14 protein-coding genes and 1 pseudogene are annotated in these 15,322 nt (G+C 37.8%); 10 read left to right on the forward strand and 5 right to left on the reverse strand.

Annotated features, from left to right (window positions below):
- Nucleotides 1-49 precede the first annotated feature (49 nt).
- Both MHH51_RS03790 and MHH51_RS03795 read left to right on the forward strand, forming a co-directional pair.
- Nucleotides 50-640 (forward strand): histidine phosphatase family protein, encoded by a 591-nt coding sequence (locus tag MHH51_RS03790; protein WP_339284564.1) that lies wholly within the window; start codon nt 50-52, stop codon nt 638-640.
- Between the two features lie 76 nt (nt 641-716).
- Entirely contained in the window at nt 717-1,040 is a 324-nt protein-coding gene (locus MHH51_RS03795; protein WP_156985763.1) for a cytochrome C biogenesis protein, read from the forward strand.
- Nucleotides 1,041-1,104: 64 nt separating this feature from the next.
- On the opposite strand, the gene rsgA is transcribed toward MHH51_RS03795, so the two are convergent.
- On the reverse strand, nt 1,105-2,151 hold the full coding sequence (gene rsgA, locus MHH51_RS03800; protein WP_339284565.1) for a ribosome small subunit-dependent GTPase A: 1,047 nt from the start codon (nt 2,149-2,151) through the stop codon (nt 1,105-1,107).
- Between the two features lie 326 nt (nt 2,152-2,477).
- Nucleotides 2,478-3,251 (reverse strand): acetoin reductase, encoded by a 774-nt coding sequence (locus tag MHH51_RS03805; RefSeq protein WP_147212761.1) that lies wholly within the window; start codon nt 3,249-3,251, stop codon nt 2,478-2,480.
- A 342-nt stretch (nt 3,252-3,593) separates the two neighbouring features.
- Here MHH51_RS03805 and MHH51_RS03810 point away from each other — a divergent pair, with 342 nt between their 5' ends.
- Nucleotides 3,594-4,364 carry an SDR family NAD(P)-dependent oxidoreductase gene (locus tag MHH51_RS03810; protein WP_339284567.1) on the forward strand — a complete coding sequence of 257 codons (771 nt, stop codon included), beginning with the start codon at nt 3,594-3,596 and terminating at the stop codon, nt 4,362-4,364.
- 173 nt (nt 4,365-4,537) lie between these two features.
- Here MHH51_RS03810 and MHH51_RS03815 read toward each other — a convergent pair whose 3' ends face one another.
- On the reverse strand, nt 4,538-5,449 hold the full coding sequence (locus tag MHH51_RS03815; protein WP_339284569.1) for an Rpn family recombination-promoting nuclease/putative transposase: 912 nt from the start codon (nt 5,447-5,449) through the stop codon (nt 4,538-4,540).
- 655 nt (nt 5,450-6,104) lie between these two features.
- On the opposite strand from MHH51_RS03815, the gene MHH51_RS03820 reads away from it, so the two are divergent.
- The gene (locus MHH51_RS03820; protein WP_147210720.1) at nt 6,105-6,314 is read left to right on the forward strand and encodes a hypothetical protein; all 210 of its coding nucleotides are present in this window, start codon (nt 6,105-6,107) and stop codon (nt 6,312-6,314) included.
- A gap of 237 nt (nt 6,315-6,551) precedes the next feature.
- Here MHH51_RS03820 and MHH51_RS03825 read toward each other — a convergent pair whose 3' ends face one another.
- On the reverse strand, nt 6,552-7,106 hold the full coding sequence (locus tag MHH51_RS03825; protein WP_339284571.1) for a TetR-like C-terminal domain-containing protein: 555 nt from the start codon (nt 7,104-7,106) through the stop codon (nt 6,552-6,554).
- Nucleotides 7,107-7,276: 170 nt separating this feature from the next.
- Here MHH51_RS03825 and MHH51_RS03830 point away from each other — a divergent pair, with 170 nt between their 5' ends.
- The 5 genes and pseudogenes from MHH51_RS03830 to MHH51_RS03850 all read left to right on the forward strand — a co-directional run bounded on the left by MHH51_RS03830 (nt 7,277) and on the right by MHH51_RS03850 (nt 13,441).
- Nucleotides 7,277-9,352, forward strand: a complete 2,076-nt coding sequence (locus tag MHH51_RS03830; protein WP_339284573.1) for an MMPL family transporter — start codon at nt 7,277-7,279, stop codon at nt 9,350-9,352.
- Entirely contained in the window at nt 9,336-11,141 is a 1,806-nt protein-coding gene (locus MHH51_RS03835; RefSeq protein ID WP_339284575.1) for a YhgE/Pip domain-containing protein, read from the forward strand. Before MHH51_RS03830 ends, MHH51_RS03835 begins: the two co-directional genes overlap by 17 nt.
- A gap of 149 nt (nt 11,142-11,290) precedes the next feature.
- Nucleotides 11,291-11,755, forward strand: coding sequence for a hypothetical protein (locus MHH51_RS03840; protein ID WP_147210724.1), 465 nt, complete (start codon nt 11,291-11,293; stop codon nt 11,753-11,755).
- Nucleotides 11,727-12,740, forward strand: a pseudogene (locus tag MHH51_RS03845) (LutB/LldF family L-lactate oxidation iron-sulfur protein); the annotation flags it as partial. The gene MHH51_RS03840 and the pseudogene MHH51_RS03845, both read left to right, overlap by 29 nt.
- Nucleotides 12,740-13,441, forward strand: coding sequence for a lactate utilization protein C (locus MHH51_RS03850; RefSeq protein ID WP_339284577.1), 702 nt, complete (start codon nt 12,740-12,742; stop codon nt 13,439-13,441). The pseudogene MHH51_RS03845 and the gene MHH51_RS03850, both read left to right, overlap by 1 nt.
- A gap of 66 nt (nt 13,442-13,507) precedes the next feature.
- Here MHH51_RS03850 and MHH51_RS03855 read toward each other — a convergent pair whose 3' ends face one another.
- A complete protein-coding gene (locus MHH51_RS03855; protein ID WP_147210896.1) occupies nt 13,508-14,287 on the reverse strand; it encodes a ChbG/HpnK family deacetylase in 780 nt (259 codons plus the stop codon).
- A 367-nt stretch (nt 14,288-14,654) separates the two neighbouring features.
- On the opposite strand from MHH51_RS03855, the gene MHH51_RS03860 reads away from it, so the two are divergent.
- Nucleotides 14,655-15,317: a PilZ domain-containing protein gene (locus tag MHH51_RS03860; RefSeq protein WP_339284579.1), complete on the forward strand. Its 663-nt coding sequence runs from the start codon at nt 14,655-14,657 to the stop codon at nt 15,315-15,317.
- Nucleotides 15,318-15,322 lie beyond the last annotated feature (5 nt).

A 15,322-nucleotide genomic window follows, 5' to 3' on the forward strand; every position in this document is an offset into this window, starting at 1 on the left:
AATAGTGCTAGAATAAGTACAAGAAGAAAAATAGTTCGAAAGTGGGGAAATGGATTTGACGGAGATTTGTATGATACGGCATGGAGAAACAAATTGGAATAAAGAGAAAAGAATTCAGGGAAAGACAGATATCCCTTTAAATGAAACTGGGAAATTACAAGCTGGAGTTTGCTGCACGGCTGCAAAACTATTTGAACCGACAGTATTAATTACCAGTCCTTTAGCGCGTGCAAAGGTAACAGCAGAAATCATTAATCAGGAATTGCAGCTTCCCCTGCATGAAATGAAGGCTTTTGTTGAGCGCGCTTATGGAGATGCCGAGGGCATGACAATAGAGGACAGAAACCGTTACTTCCCTAATCGTGATCATATTCCGAATGTCGAGTCTTTTGAACATTTAAAGGCCAGAGGAATGAAGGGATTAGAGGAGGTTTGCGAGAGCTATCCGGATGAGCGTGTTTTAATTGTTTCTCATGGTGCATTAATCAATAGCCTCTTAGCTGTGATTTCAGAAGGAAAGCTGGGCACAGGGATTACATTTCTGAAGAATACATCAGTCACAAAATTTTCCTGTGAAAACGGCAAATGGTGTGTTATTGACTATAATAATACAGACCATCTGGCCACAGTTAATGAGTAATTATATAAATGACGTGCAAGCTCCATATGAAACGTTTTAAAGATAAACAGAATTTGAACAAAGGGGGGTGTTATGGATGAAGCTTAATTATGTAAAGGTAGAGGTGTTGATTGCAGAGGAATATATCAGCAGTTTGCGGGAGCAGCTCCATGAGCATGGATTCCTGCACCACGGTAATCAGGATAATGTTCTTTCATATACAAAATGCAGACATTATTCCCGGCCATTGGAATTTGCTCCATTGGAAATGTCGCTACAGCCGGAAAATGTATTCCTGCAAACGGATTGTAAGGTGGAATTCCGATGTATGATTCACCAAATTGAGAAAGTGAAGAAAATCATCCATGATATCCACCCAAGTAATCATCCTGTCATGTATTTTATTCCTTTACTTGATTAAATAAAAGCAGCCGTGTTTCGTTGGACACGACTGCTTTTTAGCAGTATAGCATATAGACAATTATTTACTTCATACGATGCTGCATTGTAGCTTTTTTCCATTTCTTTTTCTCTTCTGCAGCAAGCCGTGCATTTTGTCTGCGTTCCAGGTAAGCGAGCTCCTTTTGCAATTTAACATAGCTGTCCCAGCGTTCTTTTTCTAATTCACCGGCTGCCAGTGCTTCTTTCACCGCACAATCTGGCTCGGTATCATGCAGGCAATCATTGAAGCGGCATTTCTCAATCAGCATTTGAATATCAGAAAAGGTATGCGATAAGCCGGATTCTTCCCCAGCCCAAAGCAAAAAACTTCGCATCCCGGGAGTATCAATAATCACACCGCCCTCCGGCAACCTGAACAGTTCCCGGTGCGTTGTTGTATGTCTGCCGCGTTTATCCGAATCGCGAACAGCTTGGGTTTTAAGCATTTCTTTGCCTAACAAATGGTTGATCAAGGTTGATTTTCCAACACCGGAGTTCCCTATTAATACAATCGTATCATCTACATGGATAGTATTCCTGATTTCTTCCTTTCCAATTTTATTAACAGCATCCCAAGCCAATACAGGGATACCGAGGGCAACCTGATCAATTTTTTGTTTGGTTGCTTCCAAATCTTCCACTAAATCAGCTTTTGAAAGAATAATAATTGGACTGGCGCCGCTTTCCCACACAGTTACTAAAAACCGCTCCAGCTTCCGCTCATTAATTTTTTCCTCCAGGCTCAGAACAATAAATACTTTGGTAACATTACTGGCGAGAATTTGTGCATTTGTTTCTAATTCATCTGCTTTACGGACAATACTGCTGAAACGGGGAAGCAGTTCGTCAATGATAAGAACATCATGAGGATTATTTTGTTTTAGAACGACCCAGTCCCCAACAGATGGAAAATCTTCTCTGGATGAAGCATCATGTCGGAGCTTGCCTTTTACAACTGCCGGGCGTGCCCCGTAGATGGTTTGAACGGTATATCTTTCCTTTTGTTCATTGATGACACGGGCTAACAGCTTGATAGAACCTCGATAATTTATTTCTGGACGATAAGCATAGGTTTTTTGAAATTCGTGCAAGTGGATTTCCTCCTAATATTTTTGAATAAAAAAAACGGATTGGTACAAACCAACCCGGACACGTCAAAAATATAGGAGCTCTTTTAGAAGTCCAAATAATTATATATCACGTATGGGAAGGTGAGTACCTGTGAAAAATAGCTGCCGACATGTTTACATATACTTTTTTCATAAGACATCACCTTCTCCCTTTTTTGTAATTGCTTACATCATAACGGATTATTGACAGAAAGTAAATAGGCAAAAAATAAATAAGCATCTAAACCTGATATTTAAGATCCAGATGCTTATATTGTTAAACAGGTGCTCCATCAGCCTTACCGCTATTATCTGTACACGATTCCGCCATCTGTGATGATAGCTTGTCCGGTAATATAATCAGAATCATCAGAAGCCAGGAAGGAGACTAGGTTTGCAACATCCTCAGGTTCTTGAGAACGACCCAGTGAGATACCTTCAACAAATTGTTTATAAGCATCTCCGCGTTCCATATCATCATAATATTTTACCATTTCTTCATCAATACGATCCCACATCGCTGTTCCTGCAACACCAGGGCAATATGCGTTAACACGGATTTTATATGGTGCCAGCTCCTTAGACGCAGAGTGGGTGAAAGAACGGACAGCATGTTTGGTAGCAGAGTAAGTACCCAGCATTTCAAAGGATTCATGCCCTGCGATACTGCAAGCATTAATGACCTTGCCTTTTGTATCCTGTTTAATAAATTGTTCAGCAGCTGCCTGTGTACCGAACACTGTACCATTTACGTTTACTGCAAATGTTTTATTTAATTGATTTTCATCAATATCAAGGAATGGGGAAACAACGTCGATTCCGGCGTTGTTTACAAATACATCTAATTGCCCAAAGGCATCAACCGCTTCTTTAACAAGATTAAACTGATCTTCACGTTTAGATACATCACCAACAACGGCAACGGAATCAACACCAGCATCTTTAAACTCTTTTAAGGTATTGTCCAGCATTTCTTTATTTATGTCGTGCAGTACGATTTTGAAGCCGTCTTTACCTAGACGTTTCGCAATACCTTTTCCTAAACCGCCTGCAGAACCTGTAATAATTGCTACTTTTGACATGAAAAAGACCTCCAAATATTTTAATGTAAATAATTAGATGTAGTATTTGCATCTCTTTTGTAATATTCCTCTTTTCAAGGAAAGCAAAACATCAATATTAGAAAAAGTTTATCAAGGTTTTTTCTTTCATTTTATAATCTAGGTCCTGAAAGCTGCCCATAATAAAAGTTTGTGCAATGTAAATACTTTGTATGCAGGTTTTCCATATTTTCGAGGATATGTTGTTCAGTAATTGCTCATCCTTATAAATATGGTACACATTGACTGTGAAGAGTTACAACTTTTGACATCGATAAAAATAAAAGCGTATGCTTTAGATAGTAGAAAAAGGAGGAAATAAAAATGGCAGCATTAGAAGGTAAAGTTGCAATTGTAACAGGAGGAGCTTCAGGGATTGGTTATGCTGTGGTACAGAATTTACTGGAAGCTGGAGCGAAAGTAGGCGTCGCAGATTTAAACGAAGAAAAATTGAAAGAGCTGGAACAGCAGCATAAAGGGAATTTGCTGGGTGTCGTAACAAATGTAACCAAAGAGGATGATATTAAAAATCTTGTTAAGAAAACGACAGAAGCATTTGGCGGATTAGATATTGCCTTTAATGTGGCTGGTGCATCTAAATCGGGAGCAATCATCGATCAGCCGGAAGAAGATTGGGACTTCACCGTTGATTTATGTTTAAAAGGAGTTTTCCTATCTTTAAAACATGAAGCCAAATACATGAAAGAGCATGGTGGAGGAGCAATTGTCAACGTTGCTTCCTTAAATGCGCATGTTCCAATGCATTACGGAGCAGCATATTCTTCAGCAAAAGCGGGGGTGGAGATGCTTACAAAAAATGCAGCGCTTGAAATGGCTAAGTATGATATTCGGGTCAATGCCATCTTGCCAGGACTTGTCTCAACACCGCTAACTTCCAGCTTAACAGATGTCGATGCCATTAATGATGCGTATCTGGAGCGTATTCCAATGGAGAGAGCCGGAGATCCAAAAGAGATAGCAGGACCGGCATTATTCCTTGTCAGCGATGAAGCGTCCTATGTTAATGGAGTCAGCCTGATTGTAGATGGTGGATGGGCAGTAACAGGTTATCCAGATTTAAGTAAGTTCATGTAACATTTTTTAATAAGGGATTATTTAAAAAAATTAGCTGGCGCTGGCCTTTAGTTAGGAATTCCAGATGACACCTGTGATGAGCCGGTATATTAAAACTGTTGCACTTATGCAGGAAGAAATTTGAATTTTCTTCCTGCATAAAAAACGGGAAGATTTACTCCTTGCTTCAGATATTAATTTTTAAATGATTTTCGAAGCATGCTTACTTCTTCAGGTTCGAAGCGGGTTAATCCAAATATTTCTTCGTCTGTATAATTCTTGTCTAAAAGCTTTTTCACAAAATTCCGTTCTGCTTCTTTCATTCCTTGCTCGATGCCTTTCTTTATCCCTTTCTCCATCCCTCTTTTGGTCGCTTCTTCCTCGATCTCTCTAAACAATCTTCCAAACGTCGGGGTGTCTCTTAACTTTTCCATTCCCATTATTTTTCCTTCCTCCTTTTCGTTTTGTGCGATTGGTAATGATTCATACAGTTTTTCCTGAAATTCCGGTGGTATCTGCAGAATATAATCGATAAAGTACAACAAGGCTGAAAGATAGGTCCCGCGATGTGAATATTTTTCGAATGCCAGCCTGATGAGTTTCTGCTTAAAGTGGAACTTTTCTTCATTATCTTTATCTGTCTTTCCATTGTTTTTACTGTTATAGATTCCCGCGAGAACAGCTAAAGCGAATGGGTTATCAGATCTTTTCAGCTCTTCCTCATCTTTTCCATAAAATCGATAGGTACTATAGGCATAGGTCAACTCTGTGCCGTAAAAAGAATAATGAAACGTATCTTCATGGTGCTGATGCCTGGCATCAGTCAAAAGGGCGATAGAATAAATCGGATGATTGTATTTATCATAGATGCGGTAAAAATATTTAAACATGCGTTCAACAAAGATTTCTTCTCCAATAGCCTGCACTTCGATATGGACGAAGACGTATTTTTCTTCTCCGTTCTTCAGCAGCACTTTGACTAATTTATCCGTATAGTTTCTCCCTTTTTTTGAATCAATAACAAACTGAAAAAGTTCCAGATTCAAGAAGTCTGCTCCTTTTTCAAAATCAATTTCCGGATATAAATCCTGTGCAAAATATTCCATAAATTCTTGAAATAACTCTTCAATTAAATTTTTCCAAAGCCCATCGTAATCCGTATTTTTTCACGATAAGTTTTTTTATTTTCTTTTACGGTTGTCAGCATTATTTTACCACATCCCCAAGTAATAATAAATTTGTTTTAATCGTATAGACTTTGTGGGGAAAAAGCAAAATGGCAAAATAGTATTTCTATTGTGAAATTACCAGTATAAATGAAAATTTAGCCCATTCTTTTAAGTTTTTTCAAACATAAAATTACATTTATATTTAAATTTTAAATGTTTTTTTAACAGAACAGAAATTAGGGGTTAGCTCATTTTTACTGGCATAAGAATGTGTCGTTCGGGGTTAACTATATAATGAAAGAAGCTTAATTGAAGCTTTTAAATCATCATTTTTCTTTGATTTTGTATCATGTGAAAATACTACAACATACGATTAAACCAGGTATCTGATTATTTGGCTGGTGAAAGACACATACAATAAAATATAAGCTGTATGTTGTAAATAGTAGAAAAATAAGGGATAATAGATTGATTTTTCAATCTATTTAATTAAATTTTATGTTATAATAACTATATAATTGTAAACATCAAAGAATGGGTAAGTGAAAATGCATTTTATAAAAGCGTAGAAAAGGTTCAGGGAGGTGCCATATTGAAGAAGGTTCAAGGAAGTACTATAGTAAATAAGAAAACTTTATCTGTTGTGGGCTTTTGGATGACTATAATTTTTTTCTGCGACTTACTGCGACTAATTGATGATGATATTCAGCTCCTGCCGACGGCTGTAATTTGGCCAGTTGGAATTATTGGTATCACTTTATCAATCTTTAGTAATTTTGTAAAAGAAAAAAAGCCAGACTAATAGTTTGAATTTGCTCTTGTAATAAAGAAAATGTCAGTAAAAAATACCTGCTCCACCTAAACATTAAACTGAAACTGCAAATGCTCTAAAATCAATGGATTCGGTAAAGCAGATAAGCTTCCCGGTTCCTTATTTTATTTCGTCAGCGCCCCTCAATAGTAATAAGATCAGCCACATTAATTCCTTCCATTCAAACATACTCGTCACATTTTGATAAATAATTTTCCTCAACTATTCTTAACATGGTTTACTTATTTCCGTAATAATCTTAGCCATTTCATCCGCCGATTCTTTCATCCCATTTTCCAGCCAGTATTCAATCACTGTAATACTTCCACTGACGGAATAAATCGTCAGATATTTTGCAGCTATTTCGCTCATTCTATGTTCAGGTTCATTGAAGTCATTCATAATATGCGTTTGTGCAGCATACATAACCTTGTGCGTAAATCTTTTATTACCATGTTCACTGAAAAGGATTCGGAAATGCTCGTGACGGCTGTAGACATATTCGAGCAGATATTTCAACATCGCAAGTGCTTCTTTTTCTTGTGTATAGTCGTATTGAAGCAGTGCTTGATTGAGCTCATCGATAATTTCGTCCTCAACATGGGTCAATAAATCATATTGATCCGCATAATGGCTGTAGAAGGTAGAGCGGTTGATATCGGCATGCTCACAAATTTCTTTAATAGTAATTGAAGAAACAGGTTTTTCTTTTAAAAGCTCCATCAGGCTATTTTTAAGAGCCATTCTTGTATAACGTTTTCTTCGGTCTAGTTTCTGCACCATAATATATGACCATCCTTTTATGAACAAATTATGAAATTATATCTGTTATCCAACAGATATTTGGTTTTTGTTGTGAAACGTACAAAATTTAAACAACTGTTTGTTGTCTAACTGACATTGTGTATTTATAATAATAAATTATATGAATGAAATCAGCAAGGTAATGGGGAATGATAGTGGCAAATTTAATTATTCGTTTTAAAAAGACAATTGTAACAATTTTTACGATACTCATGATTCTTTCTTTAGCAGGGATTTTGTTTGTTGATGTGAATTACAATATGCAGGATTATTTACCGGATAAAGCAGAGTCTACACAGGCTTTAGAAGTGATGGAGGAAGAGTTTGACAGTGGTATTCCAAATGCCAGAGTAATGGTAGGAGATGTCTCGATTCAGGAAGCGATGGAATATAAACATGCTCTGGAAGAAATAAATGGTGTTACAGAGGTTCTCTGGCTGGACGATGTTATGGATATCCGGACACCGGTTGAAGTTTCTGACACGAGTACAGTGGAGACGTACTATAAGAATGAAAATGCGCTTTTTTCTGTGACAATTGCTAATGAAAAAGAAGTAGAGGCGACCAATGCCATTTATGATTTGATTGGTGAGGATAATGCTATTTCCGGTGAGGCAGTTAATACGGCAACGGAGCAGGAAATGACAGGGAAAGAAAGCATGTACGCTGCAGCACTCCTTGTACCGATTATTGTAATTATTCTTATTCTTTCCACAAGCTCATGGGTAGAACCAGTATTTTTCCTGACTGCAATTGGCGTGTCTGTATTAATTAATCTGGGAACGAACATATTCATAGGAGAAATCTCGTTTGTTACACAAGCAGTTGCTCCGATATTACAGCTGGCGGTTTCGTTGGACTATGCTATCTTCCTTCTACATAGTTTTCAGGATTACCGGAATAAAAACTATAAACCGGAAGATGCAATGAAGTCAGCTATTAAAGAGTCGTGGCCAGTTATCAGTACAAGTGCTTTTACAACTATTTTCGGTTTTATGGCATTATTATTTATGCGTTTTGAAATTGGTTCTGATTTAGGATTAAACCTGGTAAAAGGAATTATTTTAAGCTTTATCAGCGTTATTATCTTCCTGCCTGCCTTTACATTGGTCTTTTATCGCTGGATTGACCGGACGCAGCACCGTGTATTTGTTCCGACCCGTTTTGAAGGAGTTGGGAAGAAGCTGTTAAAATTAAGGCTTCCGGTTCTTATCCTGGTTTTATTGCTCCTTGTTCCAAGCTTTCTGGCACAGAGCAGTACAACATTCACCTATGGAATGGGAGAACCTCCAGAGGATACCCGATTGGGAACGGACGTAAGGCAAATTGAAGAGAGCTTCGGAGATTCTACTTCTACTGTTCTGCTTGTTCCTAATAATGATATAGGGAAAGAACAGGAAATGGTTCAAGTCATTGAAAACACAGATTACGTTTCCTCCGTTATCAGCTATGCAACGATGGTTGGAAGTGTTATCCCGCAGGACTTTTTAGAGGAAGAGACAACAGAGCAATTTCTTTCCGAGCATTACAGTCGGATTATTATTAATACGGAAGCAGGAACAGAGGGAGACCTTCCCTTTACGATTGTAGAAGATATCAGGGAAATTGCTTCCTCGTATTATGGAGAAGATGCGCTGACATTAGGAGAAAGTGCATCATTATATGATATGAAGGAGATTGTTTCTCAGGATAATCAGCTTGTTAATATCTTAACGATTCTCGGCGTAGGAATTGTAATTTTAATTAATTTCCGGTCGATTTCCTTCCCGGTTATCTTATTATTAGTTATTCAGGCAGCGGTATGGATTAACTTGGCCATCCCTTATTTTACGGGGACACCACTGGTCTTTATCGGCTATTTAATTGTTAGTACTGTCCAACTGGCAGCAACAGTGGATTATGCAATATTATTGACGGAGACATATAAAAATTATAGAAGATATATGCCAAAATGGAAGGCAATGAAAATGACATTGGACGATAAGCTCTTCTCCATTGCCGTTTCTGCATCCATTTTATCCATAGTCGGATTTGTTTTATGGATGACTTCTTCTAACCCTGTTGTCGGATCAATCGGCCTGCTGTTAGGAAGAGGAGCACTGTTAGCATTTATTCTTGTTATCACCTTGCTGCCTGCATTACTTGTCTATGGTGATACATTACTTCAAAAAACATCGTTAGGGATGAAGTTTCAAAAGGAGGATGAATATGAGGAAGACAATTAAATGGGTCTGGCTCGCTCTGGCTTTATTCTTTATTCCTTTTACCAATACAGGCGTTTTGGCAGAGTCTTCAGAGGAGAAGGATGATACAGGAAAAGTTGAGGAGAAAAATGAGGTTGTTTATGCGAATTTAGAAGCGGGCGGCTCGTTGGAAAATATATATGTTGTAAATGCTTTTGAATTAAAGGAACCAGGAGTTATTGAGGATTTCGGTAATTATGAATCTGTTAAAAATTTAACAGATACCAGTAAAATCGAACAAGACGGAGATACTATCCGAATGGAGGCTGCGTCAGATACATTTTATTATCAGGGAAATCTCTCAAAAGAACTGCCATGGAAATTTACAATTAATTATTATTTAGACGGAGAAGAAGTAGATCCGAAAACGATTATTGGTGAATCTGGTCAAGTAGAGATAGAAATAAAGGTAGAAGAGAATGAAGAAGCAGAAACACCCTTCTTTGATAACTATATGCTGCAAATTTCGCAGTCATTGAATACCGATTACTTTTATAATATTGAAGCCGAGGATGCAACCATAGCGAATGCCGGAAAAAATAAACAGATTGCATTTACGGTGATGCCTGGTGAAGAAGAGACACTGATGCTTCAAGCGGATACAGATCAATTTGAATTAGCTGGAATGGAGATTTCAGCTTTACCATCATCTGTTTCTGTAGATAGTCCAGATACAGATGCACTCACAGAGGAGTTTCAAAGCTTAACAGATGCTATTGGTGAAATTAATCAGGGAGTAAGTGAGCTTGGAGACGGAATCAGAGGGCTTGGAGGAGGATTAACAGAATTAGAGAATGGCTCCTCCCAATTCCAAAATGGTTTAAACGAGTTAAGTAATTCCAGCGGCGAATTGACTGGTGCATCATCTGAGATTAACAATGCCTTTCAGAGTATCCAGGAAGAAGTTGGTCAGATTACTGGTATTGATGGGATAGACCAATTGGGCAGTATGACAGAAGCTGCTTCAGATATGGCTGCCGGAATGGAAGCATTAGCAGATGAGATAGATGCTTTGACTACAGGCTATGGAGATGCCAGGGAAGCATTGAAAACCGCTATGGATCAAATACCAGAAGCAACATTAACAGAAGAAGATTTCCAGGTTTTATATGATAGTGAGATAGATTCTGAGATTATCGACGAGCTGACAGGAACTTATGAAGCTGCACAAAGCGCATTAGCTGTCTATAATGAATCAATAGAATCATTTGAGGCTGTCGAGCCGGCACTATCTGAATTTCAAACCTCTGCCAGTGAAATTGCCGGTTCTATCCGCAGTTTCGCAGATGAGATAGAACAGTCCGTCGGGCAAATAGATATTGATGAAGGGTTGGATGAATTTATTACAAGCGTGAACACAATGGCAGACAATTATAATCAATTTCATGAAGGCCTGTTGAGCTATACAAATGGAGTGAATGAACTCAGCACTTCCTATGCAGATATTCATGGTGGAATTAGTGGAGCAGCAACAGGAGCAAATGAACTTGCTGCGGGAACGGATGAATTACAGGATGGAACCAGCCAGCTGTATGATGCAACACAAAATATTCCTGATGAAATGCAGGAGGAAATCGATAAAATGATTTCTCAATATGATAAATCAGATTTTGATCCAGTATCTTTCATATCTGAAGAAAATAATGATATGACAAACTCTGTTCAATTTGTTATTCAAACAGATAGTATTCAGCCGGAAGAAGATACTGCTGAAGTAGAAGAGGAAGAAGAAAGTGAAGGATTTTGGGAAAGGTTAATGAATTTATTTTAGTAGGGAACAAAAAATGATCCAGAGCGCAAACTCTATGTTTAAAACATAAAGTTTGCGCTCTTCTTATATGAAATAGTAGTGGTTAATAAATGAAAAAAGTAAAATAAATAGATAGATCTGGAGATTTTTCCGAGGAGGGGTAGTTTTAAATGATGCAGGTAGAAATCATAAATTTTGTACCAAAGTTTATTTCTTTTTATGAAGCAGTCAGGCACGAGAAAGAGGAGGAAGTTATTTGGCAGATCTGGAAGGAGAGGTATGGCTTTGCAGCAGTTCCTCCAGGTGAAGAAGGACAAATTATTGCCAGGGATATGCTAAGAAAAGCCTGGCCAAAGTATGAAGCAGATATAGAGCAAATAAAGCGATTTGATCCAGAGAAAATTCAAATGGAGAAAGCGTTAGAAGAAGTGAAAAGGCTATTGGGGTGCACTATCCTTGTACCATTCAATGTGTACTTATTTATAGGTTTTTTCGAGGGGAACCCATTTGCGGCACCATTAAAAGACGGAAAAGCAGCTCTTGCCTGGCCGGTTGAAGTGGAATTTTCAGAAATACTGCTCAGGCATGAGTTGACACATCTTGTTCATAACAAAATGGATTCTACAATTAGATGAAGATCCTCCATCACATATCGTAACTCCTGCTTTGCATAAAAATAGAGAGCAAATCAGAGATACCTTTCGAGATAAAAAAGGCTATGCTAAGTCAGATACACCGGAAGAATTAGCTTCATTTGCAAGAGAACAGCTGAGACAGGATTTCTTATCGGCAGATGTAGGTATCACTGGTTGTAACTTTGCGATTGCTGAATCTGGTTCTGTAACGTTAGTAACGAATGAAGGAAATGCAGAGATGATTACTTCCCTTCCGGATACACAAATCAGTGTAATGGGAATGGAGCGCCTTGTTCCAACCTGGGAGGATATGGAAGTATTAGTCAGTTTATTGACGAGAGCAGCAGTCGGGCAAAAGCTGACCAGCTATATTACAACAATCACAGGAACCCGCATAGAGGAAGAAATAGATGGGCCGGACGATTATCACCTGGTTATTGTTGATAATGGGCGCTCTAAAATTTTGGGAACAGAATTTCAATCCGCACTGCATTGTATTCGTTGTGCTGCTTGTATTAATGTCTGCCCAGTTTACCGCCATATCGGCGGACATGCTTATAACTCTATCTACCCAGGGCCGATTGGAGCTGTATTGACACCGCTGCTGGATGGCTATGAGGATCATAAAGAATTGCCATATGCTTCCTCCTTATGTGCAGCCTGTATAGAAGCCTGTCCGGTAAAAATCCCATTACACGAGCATTTAATCCGTCATCGCGAAATTATTGTAGAAGAAGAAAAGAAATCACCTGTTTCAGAAAAAATCATGATGAAGGGCTTTGCACAATGGGCATCGAATCCGGCTGCATATAAATTAAGCACAAAAGTAGCGAGAACAGCATTAAAGCCATGGACAAAGGACGAGTATGTTGAAAACGGTCCTGGTCCATTAAAAGGATGGACAGATGTCCGTGACTTCCCTGCACCTGCCAAGCAATCCTTCCGTAGCTGGTGGAATAAACGTCAAAAAGGAGGAGAAGCATAATGACTATTCAAAATCGTGACTCCTTTTTAAGTAATTTGGCTGCAAACCTTGGCCGTCCGCAAAAAAGAGAAGCTGTGATAAGACCGGAATATAGTGTTCAGCCACAGCGTGAGGTTTTTAAAGATTATTCTACAGAACAGCTTATCGAAGTGTTAAAAGAGCATTGTAAAGTCATTCATACAGATTTTGTACGTACAGATAAAAGTGATTTGCAGGCGGCTTTGGTAAAGGTTTTGGAAGGATACGAGGCAACTTCTATTATTGCATCGAATGATAAGCGTAATCAGGAATACGGGTTGGACAAGACTTATGAAGAACTCTCAAAAGAAATGGATATCCATTTGTGGGATCCGAGACTTGGTAAGGAAAACCAGGTTATTGCGGAAAGAACAGATGTAGGAATTTCTTTTAGCGATATTACCCTTGCAGAATCAGGAACTGTTGCATTAATGACAAATAAGGATAATGGCAGATCCATCAGTCTGATGCCGAAATGTTATATTGCTATTATACCTAAAGAAACCATTGTGCCTAGAATGACGCAGGCAGCAAGTAAGATTCACAAGGACAATGAAAATGGTACTATTCCTCCTTCCAGTATTTGTTTTGTTACAGGACCGAGTAATAGTGCTGATATTGAAATGAATCTGATTGTTGGTGTCCACGGACCGGTTAAAGTAACATATATTGTAGTAAATTAATAAGGTTGGATTTTCATAGACAAAAGCTTCCCCACGACTTGGCTGGAGAAGCTTTTTTCGTTCTAATTACAGCTCTTTATAAGAAATTAAATCAATATGCTTTTCGTTTAATTGTTCCTTGACACGAATATCCGTCAGCATAGCAGCCTCCTGTGTCCGGGGAATCAACAGTGAAGAATGATTTAAAATATAATCATCTAAATAACCAGGATGAAAAATGAGCATGTCCACGCCATCTTCATGCAGGTTATCCAGCATTTTTTGCAAAGAATGATAAGGGTTATAATCTGCCTGCATACTTTCCATCATCAGATATACCTTCGTATCATTTACCATAATAAAGGAATCATTACTAGTAAGATCATTTGGGTTGGATCCTGCCGGTAACCCAGAATAAGTTAATCCATGTACCTCCGCAAAATGCTCTAATGCTTTAAAAAAGTTATCGCTTGCAATAGCATGACCTTCAAAATAATCCGGTTTCTTGCCGAATAATTCGATGAACTTATCATATTGTGCTTCAATTTCAATCAGTGCTTCTTCGAATACCACAAAATCTTCTTTGGCAGTACGATATTCTTTAGAGGATCTAAAATAACCATTTTCCGATACTAAAGACGGAATTTTTTCCGGATCAGCCAAAGGTCTGCCGGCGCAGATATTTGTATGCTGGCCGAAAGCAACAGGCTCCGCCTGGATTAAAGCTACTCCATGCTGTGTGGCAGGCATATTCACCATGACACCGACACTGGAGATTAAGCCATCCTTGACAGATTTTTCAATACCGTAATTTACTGCTTCCGAATACCCTAAATCATCAGCTCTAAACAGTACTTTTTTCTTCATAATTATCACTACCAATCTTTTTATCAATTCTTTTATCTTTAGTATATACGTTACGATAGCCATGACAACAAATCCAATTAAACAGCTGATATTTTATATCTAAATTAATAATAAAAATTAGAATTATCATTACAAAAATTCTAAAAAAACGTTATAATTAGGAAAAAGTGGTCCTGTCTAAAGACCTAATTTGAAACATGGATCGTAGTATAAATTAACTTTTTATTTATTTTGAGAAATTTATTTTTTGCAGGTTCTATAAAAAATACAGAAATTGGGTTTTTTATGACTTGAAATTTTTCTCGGATAAATTACATAAAATGAATGGATGGACAGTTAAGCATATGAAGAAAAGGGGCTAATTCTTATGAATGAACAAATTTATACGGAATTTTGGGATGGTCAGATGCTGGAGATTTTAACATCAGATAAAAAAACTTATTTTACTCAGCTTATACGGCATGAAACTGAATTGCTGATTCAAAGACCTGCAAATAAACAGAATGTACCCATGCTTATTGAAAATGACATGGATGTTACCGTTTATTTTCATGATGATGAAAAAGGACTGTGCAGTTTTGGCTCAAGAATAAATCGTCACGATAATGGGAAAATAATAATGACGAAACCATCGAGGGATTCAATAAAAGTAGTACAAAGAAGGCAATTTTTCCGAGTGAAGGCAGCTGTAGAAATGACTTTGATATTACCTTCTGCTGAAGGTTCAGATGAAGAAGGCGATAAGCTGAATGTTACTACCCATGATATCAGCGGGGGCGGAGCAGCTTTTCTTTCCGATTCTAAAATATTGGAAGAAGGAGACGCGGTGAAAGGTGTATTATACTTGAAGACAGATACTGAACAGAATAAAGTAGAATTTAAAGGGAAAATTGTTAACGTTATGAAACAGCATAATCAATTTTACAAAACTGCTTTACAGTTTATCAATATGAGAGAAGGAGCAAGGTCAAAGATTGTAAAGTTTTGTATCGTTAAACAAATTGAATTTCGTAATAAAGTCAAGGAATAGTCAGC

The organism is Oceanobacillus sp. FSL K6-3682 (assembly GCF_037976165.1).
In the GTDB taxonomy this organism is placed as follows: domain Bacteria; phylum Bacillota; class Bacilli; order Bacillales; family Amphibacillaceae; genus Oceanobacillus; species Oceanobacillus sojae.